The 25,689-nt window shown below is 69.1% G+C and carries 19 protein-coding genes; 12 read left to right on the top strand and 7 right to left on the bottom strand.

Annotated features, from left to right (window positions below; genetic code table 11):
- Nucleotides 1-132 precede the first annotated feature (132 nt).
- The 11 genes from LRR16_RS12905 to LRR16_RS12855 all read left to right on the top strand — a co-directional run bounded on the left by LRR16_RS12905 (nucleotide 133) and on the right by LRR16_RS12855 (nucleotide 15,577).
- On the top strand, nucleotides 133-2,163 hold the full coding sequence (locus LRR16_RS12905; protein WP_232206176.1) for an acetyl/propionyl/methylcrotonyl-CoA carboxylase subunit alpha: 2,031 nt from the start codon (nucleotides 133-135) through the stop codon (nucleotides 2,161-2,163).
- A 40-nt stretch (nucleotides 2,164-2,203) separates the two neighbouring features.
- A complete protein-coding gene (locus LRR16_RS12900) occupies nucleotides 2,204-5,011 on the top strand; it encodes a hypothetical protein (RefSeq protein WP_232206175.1) in 2,808 nt (935 codons plus the stop codon).
- Between the two features lie 111 nt (nucleotides 5,012-5,122).
- A complete protein-coding gene (locus tag LRR16_RS12895; RefSeq protein WP_006577546.1) occupies nucleotides 5,123-6,064 on the top strand; it encodes a glyoxylate/hydroxypyruvate reductase A in 942 nt (313 codons plus the stop codon).
- A 65-nt stretch (nucleotides 6,065-6,129) separates the two neighbouring features.
- Nucleotides 6,130-7,071 carry a hydroxymethylglutaryl-CoA lyase gene (locus tag LRR16_RS12890; protein ID WP_006577545.1) on the top strand — a complete coding sequence of 314 codons (942 nt, stop codon included), beginning with the start codon at nucleotides 6,130-6,132 and terminating at the stop codon, nucleotides 7,069-7,071.
- A gap of 70 nt (nucleotides 7,072-7,141) precedes the next feature.
- A complete protein-coding gene (locus LRR16_RS12885) occupies nucleotides 7,142-7,678 on the top strand; it encodes a YbaK/EbsC family protein (RefSeq protein ID WP_006577544.1) in 537 nt (178 codons plus the stop codon).
- Nucleotides 7,675-8,112: a thioesterase family protein gene (locus tag LRR16_RS12880; protein WP_023264838.1), complete on the top strand. Its 438-nt coding sequence runs from the start codon at nucleotides 7,675-7,677 to the stop codon at nucleotides 8,110-8,112. Before LRR16_RS12885 ends, LRR16_RS12880 begins: the two co-directional genes overlap by 4 nt.
- 151 nt (nucleotides 8,113-8,263) lie before the next feature.
- Complete coding sequence (locus LRR16_RS12875) at nucleotides 8,264-10,978, top strand: hypothetical protein (RefSeq protein WP_232206174.1); 2,715 nt, start codon at nucleotides 8,264-8,266, stop codon at nucleotides 10,976-10,978.
- A gap of 32 nt (nucleotides 10,979-11,010) precedes the next feature.
- On the top strand, nucleotides 11,011-13,665 hold the full coding sequence (locus tag LRR16_RS12870; protein WP_232206173.1) for a hypothetical protein: 2,655 nt from the start codon (nucleotides 11,011-11,013) through the stop codon (nucleotides 13,663-13,665).
- A gap of 87 nt (nucleotides 13,666-13,752) precedes the next feature.
- Nucleotides 13,753-14,040, top strand: coding sequence for a DUF1289 domain-containing protein (locus LRR16_RS12865; RefSeq protein WP_232206172.1), 288 nt, complete (start codon nucleotides 13,753-13,755; stop codon nucleotides 14,038-14,040).
- Nucleotides 14,037-14,987, top strand: coding sequence for an MBL fold metallo-hydrolase (locus tag LRR16_RS12860; RefSeq protein ID WP_232206171.1), 951 nt, complete (start codon nucleotides 14,037-14,039; stop codon nucleotides 14,985-14,987). Before LRR16_RS12865 ends, LRR16_RS12860 begins: the two co-directional genes overlap by 4 nt.
- 5 nt (nucleotides 14,988-14,992) lie before the next feature.
- Nucleotides 14,993-15,577, top strand: coding sequence for a GNAT family N-acetyltransferase (locus LRR16_RS12855; protein WP_006577539.1), 585 nt, complete (start codon nucleotides 14,993-14,995; stop codon nucleotides 15,575-15,577).
- 4 nt (nucleotides 15,578-15,581) lie between these two features.
- On the opposite strand, the gene LRR16_RS12850 is transcribed toward LRR16_RS12855, so the two are convergent.
- The gene (locus LRR16_RS12850) at nucleotides 15,582-17,162 is read right to left on the bottom strand and encodes an ABC transporter substrate-binding protein (RefSeq protein ID WP_232206170.1); all 1,581 of its coding nucleotides are present in this window, start codon (nucleotides 17,160-17,162) and stop codon (nucleotides 15,582-15,584) included.
- 156 nt (nucleotides 17,163-17,318) lie between these two features.
- Between LRR16_RS12850 and LRR16_RS12845 the strand changes: the two genes are divergently transcribed.
- On the top strand, nucleotides 17,319-18,437 hold the full coding sequence (locus tag LRR16_RS12845; RefSeq protein ID WP_232206169.1) for a hypothetical protein: 1,119 nt from the start codon (nucleotides 17,319-17,321) through the stop codon (nucleotides 18,435-18,437).
- 82 nt (nucleotides 18,438-18,519) lie between these two features.
- Here the strand turns inward: LRR16_RS12845 and LRR16_RS12840 are convergent, their stop codons facing one another.
- From LRR16_RS12840 to LRR16_RS12815, 6 genes are all read right to left on the bottom strand, one after another.
- Nucleotides 18,520-20,706 (bottom strand): TonB-dependent receptor, encoded by a 2,187-nt coding sequence (locus LRR16_RS12840; protein WP_232206168.1) that lies wholly within the window; start codon nucleotides 20,704-20,706, stop codon nucleotides 18,520-18,522.
- A 197-nt stretch (nucleotides 20,707-20,903) separates the two neighbouring features.
- Nucleotides 20,904-21,347 carry a hypothetical protein gene (locus LRR16_RS12835; protein WP_232206167.1) on the bottom strand — a complete coding sequence of 148 codons (444 nt, stop codon included), beginning with the start codon at nucleotides 21,345-21,347 and terminating at the stop codon, nucleotides 20,904-20,906.
- Nucleotides 21,337-22,656: a zinc metallochaperone GTPase ZigA gene (gene zigA / locus LRR16_RS12830; protein ID WP_232206166.1), complete on the bottom strand. Its 1,320-nt coding sequence runs from the start codon at nucleotides 22,654-22,656 to the stop codon at nucleotides 21,337-21,339. The genes LRR16_RS12835 and zigA overlap by 11 nt, the downstream gene beginning before the upstream one ends.
- A gap of 212 nt (nucleotides 22,657-22,868) precedes the next feature.
- A complete protein-coding gene (gene dksA / locus LRR16_RS12825; protein ID WP_023264981.1) occupies nucleotides 22,869-23,555 on the bottom strand; it encodes an RNA polymerase-binding protein DksA in 687 nt (228 codons plus the stop codon).
- Nucleotides 23,556-23,968: 413 nt separating this feature from the next.
- Complete coding sequence (locus LRR16_RS12820; protein WP_232206165.1) at nucleotides 23,969-25,048, bottom strand: GTP-binding protein; 1,080 nt, start codon at nucleotides 25,046-25,048, stop codon at nucleotides 23,969-23,971.
- Nucleotides 25,036-25,593: a Fur family transcriptional regulator gene (locus tag LRR16_RS12815; protein ID WP_006576305.1), complete on the bottom strand. Its 558-nt coding sequence runs from the start codon at nucleotides 25,591-25,593 to the stop codon at nucleotides 25,036-25,038. The genes LRR16_RS12820 and LRR16_RS12815 overlap by 13 nt, the downstream gene beginning before the upstream one ends.
- Nucleotides 25,594-25,689: the final 96 nt, after the last annotated feature.

Raw genomic sequence — 25,689 nt, 5'->3', positions numbered from 1 at the left:
CCCGCAAAAGCGGGGGCCCGGCGACTTGCGTAAGCCGCTGGGTCCCCGCCTCCGCGGGGACGACGGGGGGCCGCGCCCGGCGCGGACACCGACAGCCAGCCGGTCGCCGTTCCCCATCAACAAGGAGGAGCCATGTTCACCAAGATCCTGATCGCCAACCGCGGCGAAATCGCATGCCGTGTCGCCGCCACCTGCCGGCGCCTGGGCATCCGCACCGTCGCGGTCTATTCCGACGCGGACGCGCAGGCGCGCCATGTCGCCTATTGCGACGAGGCCGTGCATATCGGCGGGGCCGCGGCGCGCGACAGCTATCTGCGCGGCGACCACATCATCGAGATGGCGCGCGCGACCGGCGCGCAGGCGATCCACCCGGGCTACGGCTTCCTGTCGGAGAACGAGGGCTTTGCCGAGGCGTGCGCCGCGGCCGGGCTGGTCTTCATCGGGCCGCCGGCATCGGCGATCCGCGCGATGGGCAGCAAGAGCGCGGCCAAGCAATTGATGGAACGCGCCGCGGTGCCGCTGGTGCCGGGCTATCACGGCGAGGACCAGGATCCGGCGCTGCTGCGCCGCGAGGCGGACCGCATCGGCTATCCGGTGCTGCTCAAGGCCAGCGCGGGCGGCGGCGGCAAGGGCATGCGCGTGGTCGAGGACGCCGCCGGCTTCGAGGCGGCGCTCGCCTCGGTCAAGCGCGAGGCCAGCGCCAGCTTCGGCGACGACAAGGTGCTGGTCGAGAAGTACCTGACGCGGCCGCGCCATATCGAGATCCAGGTGTTCGCCGACACGCAGGGCAACTGCGTCTACCTGTTCGAGCGCGACTGCTCGGTGCAGCGGCGCCATCAGAAGGTGCTGGAGGAAGCGCCGGCGCCCGGCATGACCGAGGAGCGCCGCCGCGCGATGGGCGAGGCGGCGGTCGCCGCGGCCAAGGCGGTCGGCTATGTCGGCGCCGGCACGGTGGAGTTCATCGCAAACCAGGATGGCTCGTTCTACTTCATGGAGATGAACACGCGGCTGCAGGTCGAACACCCGGTGACCGAGATGATCACGGGCCAGGACCTGGTCGAATGGCAATTGCGCGTGGCCGCCGGCGAGCCGCTGCCGCTGTCGCAGGACCAGCTGCGCATCGACGGCCATGCGCTCGAGGCGCGGGTCTACGCCGAGAATCCCGACAAGCAGTTCCTGCCCTCGACCGGCACGCTGCGCTATCTGCGCACGCCGCCCGCGGTGCAGTTCATGCGGGGCGAAGACGTGCATGGCCCCGCCGGCGTGCGCATCGATTCGGGCGTACGCGAGGGCGATGCGATCAGCCCGTATTACGACCCGATGATCGCCAAGCTGATCGTCTGGGGCAAGGACCGCGACGAGGCGCTGGCGCGCATGCGGCAGGCGCTGGCCGCGTATCACGTGGTCGGGCTGTCGACCAATATCGCGTTCCTGCAGCGGCTGGTGGCCTCCGAGCCGTTTGCCAAGGCCGACCTCGATACCGGCCTGATCGCGCGCCACGAAGCCACGCTGTTCGCGCCGCCGGCGCCCGTCGGCATGGAACTGATCGCGCTCGCCGTGGCCGCGCTGCTCGATGCCGAGGCGCGCGAGCGCCGCATCGATGCGGCGGACCCGCATTCGCCGTGGACCCATGCCGGGCCGTGGCGGCTGAACGCGGGCGCCCAGCGGGTGCTGCGCTTCACGCATGGCGCAGACACGCTGGCGCTGGAAGTCACGCTGCAGGCCGACGCGCAGGGCAGCACGCTGTTCTATGCCGACCAGGCGGCACCGTTCCGCACGCATTGCGTGGCCGACGATGTGCAGGTCGACCTCGGCACGCGCCGCGCGCATGGGCAGGTGCATCGCGATGGCGACGTCTTCCATGTGTTCGCCGGCGGGCGGCATGTGTCGCTGGAATGGCAGGATCCGCTGGCGCATGCCGGCGATGCCGAAGGCGAGGGCGGCAAGCTGACCGCACCGATGCCGGGCAAGGTGATTGCCGTGATGGTCGAAGCGGGCGCCACCGTCACGCGTGGGACGCCGCTGCTGGTGATGGAGGCGATGAAGATGGAGCACACCATCAGCGCGCCGGCCGATGGCGTCGTCGGCGAAGTGCTGTATGGGGTCGGCGACCAGGTCGGCGAGGGCGAGCAATTGCTCGGTTTCGAAGCGAAAGCGGGCTGAACCTTCGGGGGAAGGTGGCATGCGGCACTCGCGTTGCGAAATGCAAGAACCGCATGCCTTCCCGAAAGCCGGGCTCCGACCTCGCGTTGACAATTCCGCGATGCCTTGTCTCCGCGAGGCCGGTTCCCGGGGGCCCCGCCTGGCATCGAACCAACGGCATTGGCGCCGGCCCGAATCCCTCGGGCAGACGCCATCGGCCCGTCGGCACCGCACCGCATCGCTTCGCGGCACGAGGAAGTTCTCAATCGCACGTCTTGAGTTTCCCATGCCCCGATACACGCTCGACCCCTGCGCGCCGCCGCCATCCAACGTGGCCGCCGCCAGCGCGGCCAACGCCACGGCTGCACCATCCCCTCGACACGATTTCGGCGTGTTCCGCTTCGACGGCTATGCCGTGTCCATCAGCATGGACCACCACGGCATGCGAGCCGAGCGGCTGGTCAAGACCACGTCGTCCAGCCCGCTGCATGCGCTGCTGTACTGGTTGAGGACGCTGTTCAAGGCGGAGGGCGGCGCGGCGTGGTATCTGAGCGAGCGCGACGGCAACGAGGTGATCGGGCAGCGCTGGGCCGACGACCGGCAACGGCATCTGCGATCGTTCACGACGCCTGCGCCGCCTCCGCCGCGACCGCCGGCCCTCGAGCTGCCGGCGATTGCCTGGGCCGAGGCGGCCTGGACAGTCGTGCTGGGCTGCCTGCCCAGCCGCGATCGAGCCGCGCTCGGACTGGCCTCGTGGGGGATGCAGCAGGCGATGCAGGGGGAGCTCGCGCTGCATGCGGCACTGGCCCGCACGCGTGGCGTGCGCACGCTGGCGGGCCTGCAGAAGGTCGCGGCGGACTACGGCCTCGACACCGGCCAGCAGGCCGGCCAGCAGGCGGCCCCCGCGCGACCGGACCGGCTGGCGCCAAGACAAAAGGAGGCGCTCGTTGTGGCGCTTGCCGAGCGCATCCCGATGCTGGAAGGCGCTCAGCGCGCCGCCGCACTGGACTGTCTGTGCCGACAGGCCGCGGGCCTGGAGGGCCGCAACGGGATGCGGGTACGCGCCGCGCTGCTGATGTCGCTGCCCAAGGCGCAGCGGGAACAGGCGGCCGCCGTGCTGATGCCGGACAAGGCGGCTTACGCGGCGCTGATCCGGTCGCAGACGCCGCAGGAACAAAAAGAGCGGCTTGTCGGCATCACAGAGGCCTTTCTGCACCAGCCCGGCACGGCCGAAGAGGCGGTCAGCCGCTGGGACCAATTGCTTGCCGATGCCGCGGGCGATCTGCTTGCCCGGCCGGCCCTGGCGCAGCGGCAACTGTCCGCGCTGGCCGCATGCCTGAAGAAGATCGGCAGGCCCGGCGGGAGCGGCGATCGCGAGCTGCCCGCGGTCGCGCTCGATCGCTGGCACGCGCTGCGTCAGCAGTTGCCGGCCTTGCCCGCCACGGAAGCCGTCGAGCTCGCGTACGCGCTGTCCAGGAGCCTCGTTCGTCTCGACGTCGACGGTATCGATCGCGCAAAGGCGGTGGCGTCGGTCGATGCCTGGCAGGCCGGCGTGAAGCTGACCTGCGAACAGCAGGTCAGGCTTCTCGCGCGGCTGGCGCACCTCGAACCGACCGATGGGCCGGCCGAACGCTGGTCGGCGGTGTGGGACCGTATCGAATCCGAGCAGCTTGGCCACCTGGGCCCCCAGGCGGCGCGCGAGCTGGCATGGGTGCCGGCGCAACAGGGCTGGCAACGCGTGGTGGACTTCTGCATGGACCGCCGCAACGCATCGGCGGATCAGCGTGCCGAGATGCTGCTCGCGCTGGTCCAGCTCGTCGATATGCGGCGGTTCTTCTACCGCCAGCTCGACGTCAAGGCATTGAAGCCGAAGCTTCACGAGGCCGCGCTGGATCTGATGAAAAGCGGTGGGCCCGTTTTCCCGCTGCTGCGATGCCAGTGGCGGCCGAAGGCCGAAATCGCCGCGGCCATCCGGCAGCATCTTGACTGGCCCCGCCATTGCCAGGCGCTGGTGCAATGGCTCGAGTACCGCGGCAACCAGGACGCGTCGCCGCATTGGAGCCTGCCCGACCTGCTCGCGCTGCAACCGGACCTGGCCTGGCTTGCCCGGCACATCGGCCAGGATGGCGACGGCGCGGCGCGCGAGGCCGGCCAGCGCGTGGCGATGGCGGTGGCCTCATGGGCCGATACGCAGCTCGCCAGCGACGGCAGTCAGCTGGAGCCGGGACTGGCGCTGGCCGAAGCGTTGCTGCCACTGGTACAGGCCACGCACTGCGATGACCCCGGCGGCGGCGCGCTGGCGCGGTTGGTGCAGCTGGTCAACACCATCATGCTGGCGGCGAACGAGCAGCCCGGCATCGCGCGCGCCGCTCGCATCGACGCCCTGTTCGACGCGACGTGGGCACGCGTGGATGCGCTCGCGCCGGCCGACCGCCGCGCCACGCTGCAAGCGCTGATCACGCTGAAGGAGCCGCTGCCGCCGAACGAGATACGCCGCACGCCGCAATTCTGGGCTGGCACGACGCTGCTTCGCGCCGCGCAGGCCATATCGGACGACATGCCGGGCAGGGGCGTCCTGCTGGTGGGGCTGGCGAAGGCCGAATACATGCTCGATGGCAAGAACAACCTGGGCGCTCACTTCGGCGGTGCGCGGATGCAGATCCACGCCAGGACCGTCGCGTTGCCGGACAGGGATTTTGCGGTGGCCGCGGAACGCCTCGCGCTATGGTTCTCCAGCCGGCCAGCCGACCGTGCCGAGGCGCACGCCTGGGGAAAGGCGAAGTCCGCCTTCGTCGCCCGCGTGCAAGGCCTGCCAGCCGAACACGTGGCGGCGCGCCAGCGTATCGATTACTGGATGCAACCGGACTGACAGGCGGATCCGGCGATTCGGCCCTGCCCGGCCCGGCTCTGCCGGCGCCGGTTCCGGAATGACGGAGTCTGAGACAATACGCCGGGACAAGACCAAAGACGTGGAGAAGCAATGAAGCTGCAGTTGTACGTGCCCGACGGCCGCTATGCGCCGTGGATCGAGGGGTTTGCGCAGGCCCTGCCCGAGGCGCAGTGCGTCACCTGGGAAGAGAGCCAGGGACAGCCGGTCGACTATGCGGTGGTCTGGCGCCCGCCCCTCGAGATGCTGAAGGGACGCCAGGACCTGAAGGCCGTGTTCAATCTGGGCGCCGGCGTCGACGGCATCCTGCGGCTGCGCGACACCGATCCCGAAGCGCTGCCGGCCGGCGTGCCGATCGTGCGGCTCGACGACGCCGGCATGGGCGCGCAGATGGCCGAGTACGTGACCCACGCGGTGCTGCGCTATTTCCGCCGGCTCGACGACTACGCGGCGCAGCAGCAGGCGGGCACCTGGAAATTCCTCAAGCCGAATCGGCGCGCCGATTTCACCATCGGCGTGATGGGCGTCGGCACGCTGGGCGCGCATATCGCCCGCACGCTGGCGTCGTTCGGCTTCCCGGTGCGTGGCTGGAGCCGCTCGCCGAAGATGGTCGACGGCGTGCAGTGCCATGCCGGCGAGGCCGGGCAGACCACCTTCCTCGACGGGCTGCGCGTGCTGGTCAACGTGCTGCCGCTGACGCCCGAAACCGAGAACATCATCGACGCGGCGCTGCTGAACCGGCTGGCCAAGGGCGCCTATCTGATCAACGTCGCGCGCGGCCCGCACCTGGTCGAAGAGGACTTGCTGGCCGCGGTGCAGCAGGGCCAGATCGCCGGCGCGACCCTCGACGTGTTCCGCACCGAGCCGCTGCCGCCCGAACATCCGTTCTGGCGCGAGCCGCGCATCACCATCACGCCGCATATCTCGGCGCTGACGCTGCGCGAGGACAGCATCGCGCAGATCGCCGACAAGATCCGCGCGCTGCGGGCCGGCCAGCCGATCGCCGGCGTGGTCGACCTGCAGCGCGGCTACTGAGCGGCGCGCCACATAAAACCGGACCGCCGCCGCGAGCGGCGGCCACCACCAGACGAGGAGCAGCGATGAACCAACCCAACTACGTGAAGATCGTCGAGGTCGGGCCGCGCGATGGCCTGCAGAACGAGAAGGCGATGGTGCCGGCCGACATCAAGGTCGCGCTGATCGACCGCCTGACCGAGGCCGGCTTCGTCAATATCGAGGCGGCTTCGTTCGTGTCGCCCAAATGGGTGCCGCAAATGGCCGATGGCGCCGAGGTGATGGCGCGCATCCAGCGCCGGCCCGGCACACTGTATTCGGTGCTGACGCCGAACATGAAAGGGTTCGAGGGCGCGGTCGCCGCGGGCGCCGACGAAGTGGTGATCTTCGGCGCCGCCAGCGAGGCCTTCTCGCAGAAGAACATCAATTGCTCGATCGCGGAATCGATCGCACGCTTCGAGCCGGTGGCGGCCGCGGCCAGGGAAAAGGGCATCCGCCTGCGCGGCAGCATCTCCTGCTCGCTGGGCTGCCCGTACCAGGGCGAGGTGCCGGTGGCGGCGGTGGTCGACGTGGTCCGTCGCATGCGGGACCTCGGCTGCGACGAGATCGACATTGCCGACACCATCGGCGTCGGCACGCCGGCCCGCGTGCAGCAAGTGATGCGCGCCGCCGCCGCCGAGTTTGCGCTGGACCGCCTGTCCGGCCATTTCCACGACACCTATGGCCAGGCGCTGTCGAACATCCTCGCCAGCCTCGACGTCGGCATCCAGATCTTCCACGCCTCGGTAGCGGGCCTCGGCGGTTGCCCCTATGCGAAGGGCGCGACCGGCAATGTCGCGACCGAGGACGTGCTCTACATGCTGCATGGCATGGGCGTGCGCACCGGCATCGACCTGGAGCAGGTGGTGCGCGCCGGCGATTTCATCTCGCAGGCGATCGGCCGCGCCAACAACTCGCGGGTCGGCCGCGCACTGCTGACCAAGTGGGCGGCCGACAAGGCCGAAGGCAATGCCGCGGCCTGCGTCTGAAGGCGTCTGAAGGCATCTGAAGCCAGTCCGATCCAGACAAGAAACCACAACGCGCGGAGACCGAAGCCCGATGCAGAACCTCGCCCGACCCTTGTCGTTGTCCGAAGGCACCGCCGCCGAGGCGGCCTTGCCCGAATCCGCCCAGCGCGTGGCGCGCCTGCTCGCCGAGCTGGGCCATGACAAGCCGATCGTGATGCTGCCGTCGACCGGCAAGACCTCGGCCGAGGCCGCTGCCGGGCTGGGGTGCTCCGTTGCCGAGATCGCCAAGTCGATTGTCTTTCGGCGGCTGGACGACGACGCGCCGGTGGTGGTGATCGCCAGCGGCAGCAATCGTGTCGACGAGGCCAAGGTCGCCGCGCGCGTCGGCGCGCTAGGCAAGGCCGATGCCCGCTTCGTTCGCGAGAAGACCGGCTATGCGATCGGCGGCGTCTGCCCGATCGGCCATGCGGTCGCGCCGGTGATGCTGCTCGATCGCGACCTGTTCCGCCATGACAGCCTGTGGGCCGCCGCCGGCCATCCGCACGCGGTGTTCAACCTGACCCCGCAGCAACTGCAGGCCATCACCGGCGCGGAAGTGGCCGACGTGGCGCAGGAGGGTTCGGCATGAGCCCCGATCTGAAACCCGGCCTGGCGTTCACCTGGCGCTATACGGTGCCGCCCAAGGCCACGGTGCCAAATCTCTACGACGACGTCCCCGGCTGTCCCGAGATGCCCGACGTGCTGGCGACCGGCTATATGGTCGGCATCATGGAGTGCGCGTGCCTGCAGATGCTGCGTGAATACCTGGACTGGCCACGCGAGCAATCGCTCGGCACGCTGGTCAGCTTCACGCATCTGGCGCCGACGCCGGCCGGCATGACAGTCACGGTCAAGGGCGTGTTGACGGCGATCGAGGGGCGCAAGCTGCGTTTCGAGCTGTCCGCCTGGGATGGCGAGGACAAGATTTCCGAAGGGGTGCATGAGCGCCATCTGATCGACGCGGCGCGCTTCAACGACAAGGTCGCCGCCAAGCGCGAACGGGCGGCCGCCGCGCCCAGGTAGATCGGTCGCCCCAAACGCTTGGGTTTGCCGCCGTTTTGGCAAGCAGCCATGTTCGGCATGGGAACAATACCGTGCAGGTCCGCAGGGTGCGCCTTCGCCCTGCGGGCACCCCGATACGGGGCGGTCTTGATTCACTCCATGTCCGAACGCCATGCCCGACTCGTACAAGTACGTCTACCACGGCTTGCCGCCGCGACAATTCGAAGACATCGAACACCTGCGCCCCGTCTTCGAGCACGCCTACAGCGTCAGGATCGTATGGCTGCACGACCAGCCCGTGCGCGCCGAACGCGATCCGCCGGCCCGGTTCGGTTCGCCATGGTCGAGACTGATCTACTGGCTGCGCAGCCTGCTGCGTCTGGAAGGCGGCCGCAGTTGGGCCATTGGCCGGCGCGACGCCCGTACCATCATCGAGCAACGAAGCGGGATCGAGCAGGCGTGGTGGTCGGCCCAAGGGGGCAACAACAATAACAAGGCCGGCACGCCGACGCGCCACATCGCTGCAACACCGGCACCCGCACCGGAACCTGCGCCTGCACCCGCCTGCATCCATCCGCTCTTCTGGCGCCAGGTCTGCCGATTCCTCGAGCCGGACCAGGTACTGGCCGTGGCGGCGGTCAGCAAGGACGCAAGGCGTTCCACCGCCAGCCAGGCGCTGGTCGCGCGCGCCATGCGCGGCGCGGCGGAAGCCACGACGTTGTCGGCGATGCTGGCCGTGCTCGACGACATGGCCGGCTGGCAGCGGCGCCAGGATCCCGAGTGGCCCGTGCCGATGGCCAGCCATGGCAGTCTGGTGTCGGCGCTCGCGGCACGCGTCCATGTTCTGCTGCCCGCGCAGCGGCAGCCGGCATGCGAGGTACTGCTCGACACCGCCGAGCGCCTTCATGTGGCCGGCCTGCGCGCCCGTGCGCTCGCCGCGATCGCCCGCTCCCTCGATTCGGTACGCGACTCCGACCGCGACGCGACCGAAAGCCGCCTCGGCCGGTTGATCGACGCACTGCCGGCCGAACATCGATATCCGGCGTTGGCCGCCGTGCTGGCGAGCCACCGCACGCGGGAAGCGCGGCGGGCGTTCACCGCGCTGGGTTGCACCGCCGAGAACTGGTTCGCCGTCGTCGGCCGGCTTCCGGCATCCGAATGGGCCCGGGCGACATGGATCGTCTGCGAGGCGCTGCTGCAGGGGTTTCCCGACCAGTGGTCCGCGCAGCCGCCGCGGGCCGAGGCGTGGGACGCGATGCTCGGCGCCATCGACAGGACCGGCACGGCCAGCAACGAGCCGGATCGCGATCGGCGCAAGGCATTCGCCCTGGAGGCCATGTGCAAGACCTGGATCGTCGGCGGCAATCCCGAGGAGGACGAGGCGCGGTGGCGAGCATTGTTCGAACGGACGAGCGCGCTGCCGCCCGCGCTGATCGCGCCGCCGATGCGTCGGCTGCGCGCCCGTCTGAGCGATCTGCCCGATGCCGCCGGCCGGGCGTGTGCGTCGGCATTTCGCGGCTGGCTGCAAACGGCCGCGCTGCCGGCCGCGCAGCGGATCGAACTCGGTGCGCCACTGATCTCCTGTCTGCCCGAAGAGGAGCGAGGCGCCTACTGGGAGGCAAGGTGGGCCGACTGGTGCAGCGGTGTCGACGACGATGATGCGCGGCGCATCGGCCTGGCACGCGGATTGATCGGCATGCTTTGGAGCGTGCCGTCGCTGGCGAACTGGCCGGCTCCGCTCGGCGGGCACGGCGGTAGCGCGCAGCTGGCGCCTCGGTTGCACGCCAGGCTGCTGTCGATGTTGCCGGCGGAGGCCATGCGCGATGCGCCCGGCAGCATGGCGCAGGTGCTGGCCGATTCAATGCGTCTGGCGCAGCAGTACGACAGCCCCTTTGCCGCCTTGTGGTGGTACGCGGCAGGTGCGTTGTCGCAAGCGCAGCAGCGCAGCGTGGAATCGATCCTGCAACGCATGGACCCGGTCAGCCGGTTCGGTCTGCTGTACGAATTGCTGCAGGACGCGCGCCGCCCGCCTGGCGCGGCGACGCTGGCGATGGACTGGCTGCGGCAGCCGACGGCGGGCATCGAGGAAGGCCCGGTGCGGATCCGGATCGCCTCGCTGCTGGCCAGGCTGTGCGAAGAGGAGACGCGCGCGGGTCTCGCGTTGTCCACGGTGCTGGACCGCATCGAGACGCTGGCCGGCGAGCTCGAAGCGAGTCCGCCGGTACAGGCCCAACTCCAGTTCGCCACCGACATGGTGATGCTTGGCAACACCGCCGCCATGGCGGCGAGCCTGCGCCAGCCACCGCCGCGCGAGGTTGTCGAGGCGATCATGCTGCTGGATCGGATCTGGCGCTGGGTCGCACGCGCGCCAGCGTCGATGCGGGCGGAAGTCGTCCAGGCACTGTTGCTGCGCAATCCGGGTGCGGGACGCAATACCGAGAACGCGAACGTCTACCACTACCTGTCCAGGCCCAGCCTGCACCATGTGCTCGAATTGGTCAGAAGCAGCGTGTCGAGCGTGCCGGCCGGGCGCCGTGGCGACATTCTGCTTGCGCTCGCGGTGGCGCGTATCGACAGCGCCAGAGCGGCTGGTTTCGGCGCCATGCACCTCGCCATGTGGGACCTGCTGCGCGATGCGATGCCCGACCGGAACCGGCTTCCCATCCTGTTCGCGGTCGGACGCTGGCTGATCGATTCGCCGATGGACGATGTCATGCGTTTGCGCTGGCGACACTGCATGGTCGAATACGCGGCGCTGTGCGACGGCCTGGCCGAAGTCGACCGCAACTGCGTCCTTCCATGGCGGCTTGCCGTGCAACAGGCGCTGTCGTTCGCGGTCGCCGCGCCCGGTCGGGCGCCGATCCATGGACTCGCGGCGAACGCGTGAGCCTGCCGCGCCCTGAAGACGGACGACGGACCATGCCTGATTCTCCGAAGTACCTCTACGATCCGACCCACGCCGACAGCATTGCCGCGCTGTCCCGTCTCGGACGGGCGCCATCGAGCGGCGCGCAAACCATCGGCGTGTTCCGCTTCCGCGGCGGCGAGCCGGTCCGGATCGCGCGTCTGGACGACAACACCTGGATGGCGACCCGCCTCGATGCGGCGGGCCGGCCGCGCCGCCTGCTCGACCGGCTGCTCGAGCTCGTGCGGTCGCTGTTCCGGCTGGAAGGCGGGCGGCGATGGAAGCTGACCGGGCGCGACCGCCGCGAGATGGAATCCTGGATGTTCGCGATGTCCGCGCGCGCGCTGCAACAGCAGATGCGATGCCAGCGCGAGCAGGCCGCGGTGCGCGATCGGCGCGACGCCAGCACGCTGTCCCGGTTGGAAGCGTTGCCGCTGCCGTTGCTGCACGCGATCGGCGTGAGGCTCAGTCTGCAGGACTGCCATGCGTTGCGGCAGGTCTGCTCCCGGTTCGCCAAGCCGACGGCGCACTGCGTGCCCTTGCTGCAGGCGGCCTTGTGGACCACGCTGCCGGGGCTGCGCCGCGCGCTCGCGCATATGCTGCCGCAAACGGAGAGACGGCCGTTCGCCGTCGAGCCGGACCGGCCGACGCGCGCAAAGGCATTGCAGGTGGCGGCCGACCGCGTTTCGGAGCTGCCCGCCAGCCAGCGCTGCGCGGGCCTGCGCAGTGTGCTCGAAGCGATCCAGCTGGCGTTTCCCGACGGCGACGGCGCCGCGGTACCGCTGCGCGTGCTCGCCACCGAGCTGGCGCGGCAGCCATGTCTTGCCGTGGAAGAGAGCCGCCAGGTCCAGCGTCTCGCGGTCGATCTTTGCCGCGCGCTCGAGCGCCTGCCACTGGCCGAACGGATCGGCGCGGCATTGGCGCTGCACAGGAACCCGACGCTGTCGATCACCGACCGCGTACGCGCGCTGCTGGTGCCGGAGTCCTGCTGGCTGCTGGCCGTGCGCGTGGTTCCAGCGGTGCAGCGGCGCCGCGTCGTCGACGATCTTGCCAGCCTTGTTGCCGAGCCTTCCCGTTTGCCGCCGTCGAAGGCCGTGCCGTTGGCCCTGCAGGCGCTGGAGCTGGCCGAACTCGATCCGGGCGCCAGCGCGCAGGCGCTCGCGGCACTGTTCCGGATCTCGGCGCCGGCCGTGCTGGTGCAAGACGCTCCGCCCGATCCGCGCGGTGGCGACGCGGCGTTCCGTGCCGGGATGGCGGTATGGGAGCGCCTGTTGGCAACGGCGTCCGCATGGCCGACGCAGGCAGCTGTCATTCTGATGAAGGCGCTGTTGCAGGCGCTGGCCGCGCTGTCGGACCAGCGCGTCAAGAACACGGCCCGCCTCGCCGCAGGCAGATGGCTGCAGAATGCCGGCGAGCTGCCGGCCAACGATCGCCATATGATCGAGGCGCTGCTGTTCGCGCTATTGGCCGAACCCGCCCGTCTCGCTGCCTGGAACGCGATGTGGGACGCCTTGCCGCCGCCGACGTCGCAGCACGACGACGCCGCCGAGGCGGACATCCGGCAGATCGCGCGATGCCTGACCTACCTCGCCGATGCCACGCAATGGGAATCGATGCTGCTGCCGCGGCTGACGCCGTTGCCGCCGCAGCAGCAGGCGGCATTGCTGTCAAACCTGCCGGCCTTCCTGTACAGGGGCCCGCATACGATGGAACTGTTCGAGCGGGTGTTGAACCTGGCGGTCCATCATCGACTGCTGAAACCGCTGACGCTCTGGTATCGCGCGCGCACGCTGGCGGACTACGGCCAATACGGCGATGCGCTGGACAGCGCGCTGGTCTGCCTGCCGACGGCCCAGCAGGCCCAGTGGATCGTGGCGCTTTCGCGCAATCGGGTGGTGCCCCAACTATGGATCGATGTGGGACTGGCCGCGATGGAGCCGCCGTTGCCCAATGCGGCGCTGCAGGCCTCGCTGATCGGTGCAGTGGCGGTGCAGTGCCACGGCTGCGGCATCGCGCTCGACGCCGGCTGGCAAGCGCGGCTCGTCCGGCTGACCGAAGCCCTGGTGCAGCTGGAGGGCACGGCCGCGCGCCTGGATACCGCGGCGCTCTCGGCGCTGATCGGCATTGGGGATGTCATGCTGCAGCTGCACGACGGCGCGGCGAGGTCGGCCAGGCGGGCCTGGGCCGAGGACGCGATCCCGGCCTTCGTCGACGCGGTATGGAGATGGGTCCGCGCTTTGCCGTTTGACAGCATGCTCGGCATGCTGGCCGCCCTGTGCGCGGTGCGCGCGCCCTTCGCTCCGTCGTACGAGCGGCACTTTCATCTGGCCACGGTTGGCCATGCGTTACGCTTGCTGCCTGCGTTGTCAGCCGGGCAACGGGGTGACTTGCTGCCGCTGCTGGTCGACATGGAATCCGGGCCCAAGGGCGCGAGGCCGATCGATTGGCGCGGTTTCGACCGCTGCCGCCAGACGCTGTGGCAGGCCATCGTGGAGCTGCCGGCCCGGGAGCGGGCACGCGCCCGCCTGCTCGACAAGGTGTCGTACTGGTTTGCCCGTGCCCCGGCGGACGCGGCCAGTCGCCAGGCGTGGCGCGACGCCCGCCGCGAGTACCTCGCCATGGTCGATGGCGTGCGGTCCGACCATCGTCCGGTACTGGCCTGGCGCTGAAGGTGGCGGCAGCCCTCGACCCCCCGGGCTGTGCCGTCCGCTCAATGGCGCTACACTGCGTCGATCAGCCTCCGGCCCTTCGTCCCCATGCCAGCCGACGCCAAATTGATCGCCGATCTGCGCCGCCGTGCGCTTTCCGCCCAGTATGCGAGGCCGGTCGCCTCGCCTTGCCGGGATGTCTGCCGCATGGGCCAGCACGGCTACTGCGAAGGGTGCTTCCGCACCATCGACGAGATTGCCGGCTGGGCCAATCGCAGCGACGAAGACAAGCGCGCGATCTGGCAGACGCTGCCGCAACGCGCCGCCATGGCGGACACCGCCGCTACCACCGATACCTCCAATACCGGCGACACGGTGCAGTCGGGGCGCCCATGAGCGAATCCACAGCAAACCAGCCGGACGCATTCGTCGACCGGTTGCCCGCCGGCATCCGCGTGTTCGAACGCGGCTGGCTGTCGGCCAACAACGTGCTGCTGATCGACGGCGACGATACCGTGCTGGTCGATACCGGCTATGTCAGCCATGCACAGCAGACCGTCGCGCTGGTCGAGGCCGCGCTGGAAGGCAAGCCGTTGAAGCGCCTGATCAATACCCATCTGCATTCCGACCACTGCGGCGGCAATGCGCTGCTGCAGCGGCGCTGGCAACCTCGCACTTGGATTCCCGCGGCCGAGGCCCGCGCGGTGGCGCAATGGGACGTCGATGCGCTGAGCTATCGCGCCACCGGCCAGCAGTGCGATCGCTTCGCCTTCGACGCGCTGCTCGAGGACGGCCAATCGATGCGGATGGGAGGCCTGGACTGGCAGGTCATCGCCGCACCCGGGCACGACCCGCACGCGGTGATGCTGTTCGCGCCGGCGGAACGCATGCTGATCTCCGGCGATGCGCTGTGGCAGCACGGCTTCGGCGTGATCTTTCCCGAGCTCGACGGCGACAGCGGCTTCGCCGAGCAGGACGCGGTGCTGCGGCGGATCGCCGAGCTGGACGTCCGGCTGGTGATTCCCGGCCATGGCAGCCCGTTTACCGATGTCGGCGCGGCGCTGGAGCGCGCTCGTGGCCGGCTCGACTATCTGCGCGCCGATCCGCGCCGCAACGCCGCGCACGCGCTGAAGGTGCTGGTCAAGTTCAAGCTGCTGGAGCAGCGCCAGATGACGCGCGACGCGCTGCTGCGGTGGATGGCGCAGGCACCGCTGCTCGAGCGCGTGCGGCGGCGCTATCTGGACGGTGCGCCGTTGCCCGACGTGCTCGAGCAGGTGCTGGCCGGCCTGGTCAAGGCGGGTGCGGCCACCGTCGACGGCGAGTTGATCCGCAATTCGGATTGAGCGCGATGAGCACGGTGCCGATCCTGCGGGGCGACGGGTTCTCGCTGCGTCCGTTTCGACAGGCCGACGCGGAGCAGTTCGCCGCCGCGGTGCAGGAGTCGATGGCGAGCCTCGCGCCGTGGATGCCATGGGCCCATCTGCGCTACAGCGTGCGCGACGCGCAGCTGTGGATCGATACCTGCGCGGAGAATCTTGCGGCCGGGCTGTCGTACGACATCGGCGTCTACTCGCAGGACGGCCGCGTGCTGTGCGGCGGCGTCGCGCTGAACCAGATCTCGACCGAGAACCGCATCGCCAACCTGGGCTACTGGATCCGCAAGAGCCGGCAGGGCGAGGGGCTTGCCACCCGCGCCGCCTGGATGATGGCCTGCTTCGGCTTTCACCGGCTGCATCTGACCCGCATCGAGATCGTCGCCGCCGAGCAGAATCTGGCGAGCCGCCGCGTTGCCGAGAAGACCGGCGCGCTGCTCGAATGCATCGCGCGCAACCGGCTGGTGCTGCACGGCGTGCCGTGCCGCGCGGCGATCTACTCGCTGGTGCCGGAGTCGGTGATGCCGACTGTCCCTGCGCCTCCGGCCCCACCGCAATGAGGGATCAGCGCGTGATGCTGAACGCGTAGGTGCGTTCGTCCTGGCGCGGAATCACGGTCAGGCCCTTCTTCGCCGCCCACACATTGATCTGGTAGTACAGCGGGATCACGCCGTAGTCCTTGATGCCGATCTCGGTGGCCTCCTGCAGCAGCTTCTCGCGCGCGCGGTCGTCGATCGTCGTCAGCGCGGCGCTGAGCTTGGCGTCCAGCGCCGGGTTGCTGTAGCGCCCGCGGTTCGAGGCGCCCCAGCCCTTGCCGGGGTCGTAGGTCGCCAGCAGCGACTTCAGCGACGAGCCTGCCTCGCCGGTGTCGGCGCCCCAGCCCGCCAGCATGAACGAGAAGTCGAGCTTGTTGGCGCGCGTGAAGAAGCTCGCCGACGGCATCGCCTCGACGCGCGTCTGGATGCCGATGCGCGTCAGCATCGACGCGATCGCCTGCGCGACCTGTTCGTCGTTGACATAGCGGTTGTTCGGCGTATGCAGCGTCAGCTGGAAGCCGTCCGGATAGCCGGCCTCGGCGAGCAGGCGTTTGGCCGCTGCCGCATCGGCCGTATCGGGCTTCAGGCCCGGCACGTGGCCGAACAGCGAGCTGTTGACCAGCTGGCCGGTCGGCTCGGCCGCGCCTTCCATCACGCGGTCGACGATCGCCTGGCGCGAGATCGCCTTCGAGATCGCCTGGCGCACGCGCGCGTCTTTCAGCGGATTGCGGGGCAGCGGCTTGCCTGCCTTGTCGGCGACGAAGGGCGAGACCTCGCGGTCGCTGTCCATATGCAGGTACATCATGCGGAAGGTCGGCACCTTGAATACCGACACGCCGGGATCGGACGACAGCTTGCGGATGTCCGAGGTCGGCACGTTCTCGATCACCTGCACGTCGCCGGCCAGCAGCGCCGCCACGCGCGGCGCATCGTTGGTCAGGATGCGCAGCGACACCGTGTCCCATTGCGGCTTGTTGCCCCAATAGGCGTCGTTGCGGGTCAGCTCGACGCGGTCGCCCTTGCGGAAGCTGACGAACTTGTACGGCCCGGTGCCGACCATCGCCTTGCCGCTGTTGAAGTCGTCGCTCGAGGCATTTTCGGCGACCTTCTTCGACACCATGTAGATCGTCGACAGATCGTTCGGCACCAGCGGGTAGGGACCGTTGGTGGTGATGCGCACGGTCAGCTTGTCGACCGCCACCACGTCCTTGAAGCCCTTGGTGTAGATCGTGTACGGCGACGGGCTGTTCTTGACGTTGGCCGGCCGTGCCAGCGAGAACACGACGTCCTGCGCGGTGAATTCGCTGCCGTCGTGGAACTTGACGCCCGGCCGCAGCTTGACCTCCCAGGTGGTCTCGTCGACCGCGCGCCAGCTTTGCGCCAGCGCCGGCTTGAAGCGCATCTTCTCGTCCTTGGCGATCAGCGTTTCGAACATGTGCTCGGCGACGTTCGCGTTGGGCGTGACGTTGTGATAGTGCGGATCGAGCGAGGTGATATCGCCGGACAGGCCGATGGTCAGGCCGGCCGCGTGTGCGGGCAGGGCGGCGGCGCCGAGGGCCAGGCTTGTGGCCAGCACCGCGGCGCGCAAGGTACGACGAACGAATGGCATCGGGCACTCCCGTCGGTTGTGGTGTGGCGCATTGTCGGGACCGCGCTCTTGCAGTGTCAAGACGGACAGACCCGCGGCACGGCATTGCACCGGCGGCAGGCAGGCCGGGGCGCCGTTAGCCCGCTGGCGCCCCGCAGGGGTGCCTGCTGCACCGCGATGAAACGTCGCGCCGGTAGTCGACAGACCGAGGCGATCGGGCAGTGGGAAGCACTGTGCGACGAGCTGATGGAGCGGTGCGCCACCGAAGGCACAACGCGTTCCCGACGTGACTGGCTGAATCGATTGTTCGACACCGCGCCGCCGGGCGCGCGTTCGATGCCACGGCAACGGGCATTCACGGACACGCAGCGGAAAACATCGGATGCCGCGGCGCCGCTGGAGCGTGCGGCATCGCTCGCACAACGGCTCGAGGCGGCTCCGGGCGAGCCGCCCCCCACCGAGATGCAAAGCTTCCTGGACGCCTTGATGGCGGCCATGCCATTGGCCGACGATGGCCGCGCGGTGCTCGCGCAGGCGATGCAGCGGCTATGCGACACGTCCGAGCCGTTTTCCGCGAAGATGGTCGCGCTCGCCGCCGATTTGCCGTCCTGGAGCGGCGAGATGGAAATGGCCGCGCAACCGGCACTGGCGTTGGAGTTTGCGCGTCTTGCCATCGTGGTGCAGTGGCAGTCGGAACAAGGCCGCGATCACATCCACAGTGCCGACGCGATGGTTCTGCGCAACTTCGTCGATGTCCTGACCCGGTCGGTCAGGCGTTTGCCGATCGAGGTTCGGCAGACGGTGCTGCTCGACCTCGGGCAAGGGCCGACCGAGCAGTACGAGGGCCTGTCCAGTATCAACGCGAGTACCGATTGGATCCTGTCCGTCGCGGCGTCCTTGCCGCCGGCGTTTCGCGTCGACGTGCTGCGCCAGTGGGCCGAGGCCGATACGCGGCGCAACGCTGTGGCCACGATGTGGCACCAAGCGAGCGGCGGCGAATATGGCTGGGCGCCCAGGCGCGCGGTATGGCGCGCCATCATGCAGATCCCGCCCGAGTATCAGGTGTCGCTGCTGTGCGCGACCACGGACTGGTTCCACAGCGTCGTCTCTTCGACGCCGAGCGCGGCGTCACGGAAGGACGACGATTTCGTGGCAGCCGGCGCGCGATGGCTGGAAGCGCTGCAGCGTTTGCCGCCCGACGATCGTCTCGAGCCGCAATCCCTCGTGATGCCGCAGGTGGCAGTGATGATGGAGGATGCGGTAGCGAGGCTGATCTGCAGGTTCGACCGCGCATGAAGCACGGCGCCGGAACAGGGGCCGACGCCATGCAGCCGGGACGGCCGGCGGCGCATCCTTCGCGCCGCTGGCCAGCGCTGCGCTAGAACGTCGTGCGCAGGCCCACGCGCACGCTGCGGCCGGCCATCGGCGCGATGTCGCGCAGGATCGAGGTGGAATTGCGCGCCTCCTCGTTGGTCAGGTTGTCGCCGCGCAGGTAGAGCAGGGTTTGCGTGCGCCCGCTCTTGATCTTGTAGGTCAGCGCGACGCCCAGCATCGTGTAGGCGTCGGTCGGCGTGTCGTTGACGGGCACCCGGGTCTGCTTCGCGGCCCAGGTCAGGTCCAGGCGCGCGCCGAAGGGGCCCGCGCCGTAGACGAGCGCGCCACCAAGACGCAGTGGCGCCAGCCGCGGCAGCGGCTCGCCGGTCTCGCGGTTCTCGCCGCGCACGTAGTCCGCCCGCGCCTCGAAGTCCAGCGTATCGCTGCCGGTCAGCAGCTTGCGGGCCAGCCGGGTCTTGCCCTCGGCCTCGAAGCCGTACAGCGTCGCCGGAATGCCGAGATAGCGCAGTTCGGGCAGGGCGTCCGCGCTGCCGGGGGCCACCAGCTCGCCTTCCTCGTTGCGCGCGTTGCCGGTCGCGGACAGCGCCAGATAGTTCGAGAAGCGGCTGTAGAAGCCGGACACGCCGGCGCTGTGATCGCCCTGCTTGAAGCGCAGGCCCAGATCGACCGAAGTTGCGCGTTCCTTGTTGGCGTTCGGATCGCCCTGCTCCCAGGCACCGGTGGCAACGTGCGGGCCGTTGGCGTACAGCTCGTAGAACGTCGGCGCGCGCTCGGTGTAGGCGACGTTGGAGGTCAGCGACCAGGCCGGACTCAGCTTGTAAAGCAGGCCGGCCGAGGCGCTGCCCGCGTTGAAGCTGCGTTTTGCATCGGCAAAGCGTTCGTTGCCGCCGGCGGTGGCCTTGATGCTGGTATGGTCGATGCGCCCGCCCAGGTTCAGCTTCAGGTTGCCGGCCGAATCCAGCGGCATTTCCTCGAACACGAACAGCGCGGCGTTGTCGGTATCGCTGCTGGGCACGAAGGCCTCCTCGCCCAGCGCGGAGAAGCGGGTCGCGCCGAACTGCGCGCCGATCACGCCGCGCATGCGGCCGATATTGCCGTGCTGCGCCTCGATGCGGGCGTCCCAACCCTTGTTCTTGAACACCGTGCCGGTTTCGCCGCCTTCGATTTCCTTGTGCTCGTAGTCGGTATAGCCGAACTTGCCCTTGACCGATTCGAACCAGCCGCCGGTGGTCCCCGACAGGTTGCGCGCTTCGCCTTCCAGCGCGAAGCGGTCCTGCTTCATGTTCAGCCGCACCTCGTCTTCGGCGGGCGTGCCGTAGTCGTTGCGATAGGCGCTGTAGCTGGCGCCGACGAAGCCGTCGGCCCAGGTGTAGGAGCCGCCCAGCGCGCCGCCGTGCTGCTCGGCGTTGGTGTTGGGCAGGCGGTTGCGGACCTCGCTCTCGCCTTCCTCCAGCGGCTGGCTGTTGCGCAACCGCTCGCTGCGGGCGTAGCCGGGGATGCGCAGGTCGCTGGTCTTGCGGGCGAATGCGTCGGCATGGATGGCGAACTTGCCGTTGCCGGCCTCAATCAGGCCGCTGGCGTTGCGGGCCGCGTCGCCGTCGATCGTCGCGCTCAGGTCGGTGGCGCCGGTCACGCCTTCGATCGGCGCCTTGGGAATGCGGTTGTCGATCACGTTGACCACGCCGCCGATCGCGTTGCCGCCATACATCAGCGCCGCGGGGCCGCGCACGACCTCGATGCGCTCGGCCACCAGCGGGTCGAGCGGCACCGCGTGGTCGTAGGACAGCGTGGCGGCATCGATGCTGCTGCCGCCGTTCTGCAGCACCTTGATGCGGTCGCCATCGAGCCCGCGAATCACCGGCCGGCTCGAGTTCGGCCCGAAGTAGGTCGAGGACACGCCGGGCAGGCTGTTCAGCGTTTCGCCGAGCGTGCTGTTCTGGCGCACGGCCAGGTTGTCGCCCTGCAGCGTGGAGACGGCGGGCACCAGCGAGTTCAGGTCGCTGCCGAGCGGATTGGCGGTGACCACGACTTCGCCGAGGGTGGGGGCGGCGGCCGGGGCGGCCGCGATGGCCTGGCCCCAGGCGGCCGGCGCGGCGAGGCACAGCGCGACGGCGGCCAGCGGAGTCAGGCGGGCGCCGGGCCGAAGCGATCGTTGTGTCAGGTGTTGTGCCGGGCTGGCCGAAGCGTCGGCGGAGCGGCGTGCGGTGGTGCGTTGCAGGGTCGGATTCATGGCTCGCGATGCGAAGAACATCGTGGCGATCGGTCGCGCTCGGTGACTCGCTGCGGATTGGTGCGGCAAGGCGCGGCAAGGCAAGGCCCGCGGCGATGGCGTGGCAGTGCCGGGCCGTCGCAGGGGGAATGCCGGTCAGCGTGGTCGAACGTCGGGATCGCCGGGTCGTCAACAAGCGGCCGCAAGAGCGGCCGCGCTCAGGCGAAGGCGAGCGAAGAAGGTGGGGCGCGCGTCAGGAAGCTGCGCTGCGGCGGCAGGTGGGGCCAGCGCCAGGTGATGCCGGGCGGCACCAGCGGCTTGCCATGCGACAGCAGCGGTATCGGCGGCGTACCGCAGGCACCGAGCGCCTGCGTGGCGGCGTCGAACAGCACGCACGAATGGATCGGCGCGCGCGCGCTGTCCGGTGCATGGCTGTCGATACGGGTATCGCTACCGGCGGAGGCGAGCGAAGTGCCGACCAGGTTCGGCGTAGCCGGATTGGCAGACATTGGCACGGCCGGCGAGCCGCCGTGCTGGATGCGGTGAACCAGGCCGGCGTGCTGCGCCAGCAGCAGGCACAGCACCAGCCACGCTGCCCACAGCGCGCCGCTCAGGCGATCCGTGCCCCGGCGCCGCAGCGCGCGCAGCAACTCAGTGCGCATGTCCGCCATGGTGCCCGCAGTCGCACGGGGCCCCGTCGTGATCGTGATGATCGTGATCGTGGTCGCGATGGTCGTGGTCGCCCTCGTTGTCGAAGGCGTCTTCCCAACTGGGGAATGGATCGTCGTAGGCAATCCAGGCCTCGGGACCGGCGGCCATCTCGGCGTCGCTCAGCAGGCAGGCGTCGAGCGCCGCCTCCAGCGCGGCGCGGTCCATGTTCTGCCCGATCAGCACCAGCTCCTGGCGCCGGTCGCCGAACGGCGCCGGCGCACCGTCGACCTGCGAGTCGGCGCGGATCGCGGCCAGCGTCTCGCCGTCCTGCGGCCAGTCGGCCGGATCGATCGACGCCCACCAGGCACCGGCACCGCCGTGGCGGCACACGCCGCCGGCCTGGCTCCAGCTGCCGGCCACGTCCATGCGGCTGGCCAGCCAGAAGAAGCCCTTGGAGCGCAGCACCTTGCCGTGCTCGCGCAGCCATTCGGTGTGGATCAGGTCGGCGAAGCGGCGCGGATGGAACGGGCGCCGACGCCGGTAAACGAAGCTGCCGATGCCGTAGGCGTCGCTCTCCGGCACATGCTCGCCGCGCAGCTCGGCCTGCCAGCCCGGCGCGGCCGCGGCCGCCTCGAAGTCGAAGCGCCCGGTGTCGAGCACCTTGTCGAGCGGCACCTGGCCGAAGCGCGCGGGCACGATCTCGGCGCGCGGGTTCAGCGCGTGCAGCAGCGCCATCAGCCGTTCGCGTTCGGCGTCGTCGACCAGATCGATCTTGTTCAGCACGATCACGTCGCAGAACTCGACCTGTTCGATCAGCAGATCGACCACGGTGCGGTCGTCCTCGTCGTCGCGCGCCTGGCCGCGGTTGCGCAGATAGTCGGCCTCGTCGAAGTCCTGCGTGAAATGCGCGGCGTCGACCACGGTGACGATGGTGTCGAGCCGGGCCAGGCTGTCCAGCGCGCGGCCGTGTTCGTCTTCGAACGTGAATGTTTCGGCGATGGGCAGCGGTTCTGCCACGCCGGTCGATTCGACCAGCAGATAGTCGAAGCGCCCCTCGCGTGCCAGCGCGGCGATCTCGACCAGCAGGTCCTCGCGCAGCGTGCAGCAGATGCAGCCGTTGGACAGCTCGACCAGCCGCTCGCCGGCCTGCGCCAGCACGCCTTCGCCGACCAGGCGCGCATCGATGTTGACGTCGGCCAGGTCGTTGACGATGACCGCCACGCGCTTGCCTTCGCGGTTGGCCAGCACGTGCTGCAGCAGCGTGGTCTTGCCGGCGCCGAGGAAGCCGGCCAATACGGTGACGGGAAGACGGTCGGCCATGGCGATCTGGAGGATGGAGGGCGAGGGCCGCGCCGCGGTGCGCAGCGCGAAATGCCCAGCTTATTGCAACAAGGTTGCGACTGTAGCAGAAATGCGCGGTCGCGGCACCCTTGCTGTAGCCGCGCGGCGACGCCGTCGTGGTGCGCCGCATAAAAAAGCAAAACGGCCCGGAGTTCCGGGCCGTTGGCAGTGCGGATGAAGGCGCGCAGCCCTCAATCGCCGAACAGTTTCTGACGCAGTTCGCGGCGTTGCTGGGCTTCCAGCGACAGCGTCGCGGTCGGGCGGGCCAGCAGACGCGGCACGCCGATCGGCTCGCCGGTTTCCTCGCACCAGCCGTAGTCGCCGGACTCGATGCGGGCCAGCGACTGTTCGACCTTCTTCAGCAGCTTGCGCTCGCGGTCGCGCGTGCGCAGCTCCAGGGCATGTTCTTCTTCGATCGTGGCGCGGTCCGCCGGATCCGGCACGATGACCGTTTCGCGCAGATGCTCGGTGGTCTGGTCGGCGTTCTTCAGGATTTCGTCGCGCAGCTGTTCAAGGCGGTTCTTGAAAAAGGCCAGTTGGGCCTCGTTCATGTAGTCCTTGTCGTCCATCTTCAGGATTTCAGCTTCAGTCAGAAGTTTATTGCTGCTCATGGTTGCTGCTGATTCTCTTGTTGATGCGACCGGCGGCGTCGTGTTCCGCGCGGATGCAGTGTCGGTCCGCTTGCGCGGTTCGACCGTTTCACTCTGGCTGGCTGCAGTCTTGCTGCTTCGCGTGCCTCCCTTTGCCGCTCCGGTACCGGCCGGCGCCGAGCCGTTCCGGGGGGTAGGCGCAGCTTGCTGTCCCTGCGCCTTTGTCGTAGCGGCCGCAGCACCAGCGGTCTTGCTGCGGCTTTCTTTGGTTTTTGCTGCGGCTACCATGGGATCCCTTTCTCGGCGTCGGTCGACATCGGTCGGCGTCGTTGCCCCAGCGGCAACGCCCTGAAACGTTGCGGCCCGAGATCCCGCGCGTTCGACGGCCATCGCACGAGCACAGCGGCCGCACCGCAGGACGGCCGTCTGATGCTGACGACAACCGCCGCCCTGCATACGACGCGGGCGGCGGCGACATCGCGCTGCCCGCATCACATCCGGCTTATTGTACTTGAACAAATTACCAGGAGATACGGTGGAAAACCGGACCGGATATTCGGTGTTTCACCGAGCGGCGCGTGCCGCGTATATCCGTGCGCAGCGCCCGTGTTTCACCCGTACGGGGGCCGCATCGCGGCAAGCAGGGCGCTGGCGGCGCTGGCAACCGAGGCGAGCGGCCGGCCTCGGCCACCCGGCCATCGTCAGGCGAGGCAGTTGGCCAGGCCTTTGAGGATCGCGTCCTTCGGCAGGTCGACGCCGATGAACACCATTTTGGTGCCTGGGGTTTCGTCTTCCCATTTGCCGCCGATGTCGCTGCCCATCAGCTGGTGCACGCCCTGGAACACCACCTTGCGGTCGACGCCTTCCATATAGAGCACGCCCTTGTAGCGCAGCAGCTTCTCGCCGTAGACGGTCAGGATCCCCGACAGGAATTCCTCGAGCTTGCCGTAGTGGAACGGCTTGTCGCTGCGAAAGACAAACGAGCCGATGCGGTCGGTGTGGTGATGGTGGTGATGATGGTTGTGGCCGTGACCGTGGTGGTGTTCGTGGTCATGGTCATGGCCGCAGTCGGCGCCGCAGTGCTCGCCATGCTCGTGGTCATGGTCGTGATCGTGCTCTTCCGCGCGCAGGAAGTCGGGGTCGATCTCCAGCTTGGCGTTCAGGTTGAAGCCGCGCAGGTCGAAGATCGAGTCGATCGGCGCCTCGCCGAAATGCGCGGTGCCGATCGGCGCGCGCGGATTCATCTGCAGCACGCGATGGCGCAGGTCGGCCAGCTCGTCGGCCGATACCAGGTCGGCCTTGGTGATGAAGATCGCATCGGCGAAGCCGACCTGGCGCTGCGCCTCCTCCTGCTTGTCCAGCTGCTGGTTGCCGTGCTTGGCGTCGACCAGCGTGACCACGGCGTCGAGCAGATAGCGCGAGGCGATCTCGTCGTCCATGAAAAAGGTCTGCGCCACCGGGCCGGGGTTGGCCACGCCGGTGGTCTCGATGACGACCCGTTCGAAATCGATCTCGCCGGCGTCGCGGCGGCCGATCAGGTCCGACAGCGCCTGCACCAGGTCGCCGCGGATCGTGCAGCAGATGCAGCCGTTGCTCATCTGCACGATCTGTTCGCGGCCGTCCTGCACCAGGATCTCGTTGTCGATGTTCTCCTCGCCGAACTCGTTTTCGATCACGGCGATCTTCATGCCATGCTGTTCGTTGAGGATGCGCTTGAGCAGCGTGGTTTTGCCGCTGCCGAGGAAGCCCGTCAGGATCGTGACCGGGATCAGTTTGGACATGTTGGTTCTCCGGGATTGGGGGAAGCGTCAACGGCACCTTCAGTGGCACCCGCGGCCGGCGCGTCGGCCACGGTGCGCGCGCCACATTCGGCGCAGATGCCGTTGACGGTCAATTCGACGTGTTCGACCGCGAAGCCGCTCGGCACACGCGGCGCGGCCTGCCGCGGCGGCGCGCTGTCGGCCTCGAGGCAGAAGGTGCGGTCGCACCGGCTGCAATGGAAATGGCTGTGCCGCCGATGGACTTCCGCGCGCGCCGCCTCGTGCTCGATCAGGCTGAAGCGGAACACGCGGTCGTTGCCGGCGCGCTTTTGCGCCAGCCCCTGCTCGACCAGCCAGTCGAGCACCCGATAGACGGTGACGCGGTCGATCGCCTCGGCGCCGCCCGGAAGACGGTCGATCACGGCCTGGTGGGTCAGCGGGATGTCGCTGCCGATCAGGCACGCCAGGATGCAGACGCGCGGTTGCGTGACGCGCGCACCCAGCGCCCGGAGGCGCTCCTGTGCCGCATCGACGGCGGCCGGCAGGCTGGGAGTGGGCGAAGACATGGGGGCGATTTAACCATAGTGCCCCCGGAGATGCAATTCAGTTGCGAGAACGGGCGATCGGCGGCCCCTGTAGTTTTGACAACGCTGCCGGAGATC

This window comes from Cupriavidus sp. UGS-1 (assembly GCF_021213615.1).
Taxonomy (GTDB): Bacteria; Pseudomonadota; Gammaproteobacteria; order Burkholderiales; family Burkholderiaceae; genus Cupriavidus.
Note: the sequence above shows the minus strand (reverse complement) of the source record. Positions and strands in the feature narration are given on the sequence as shown.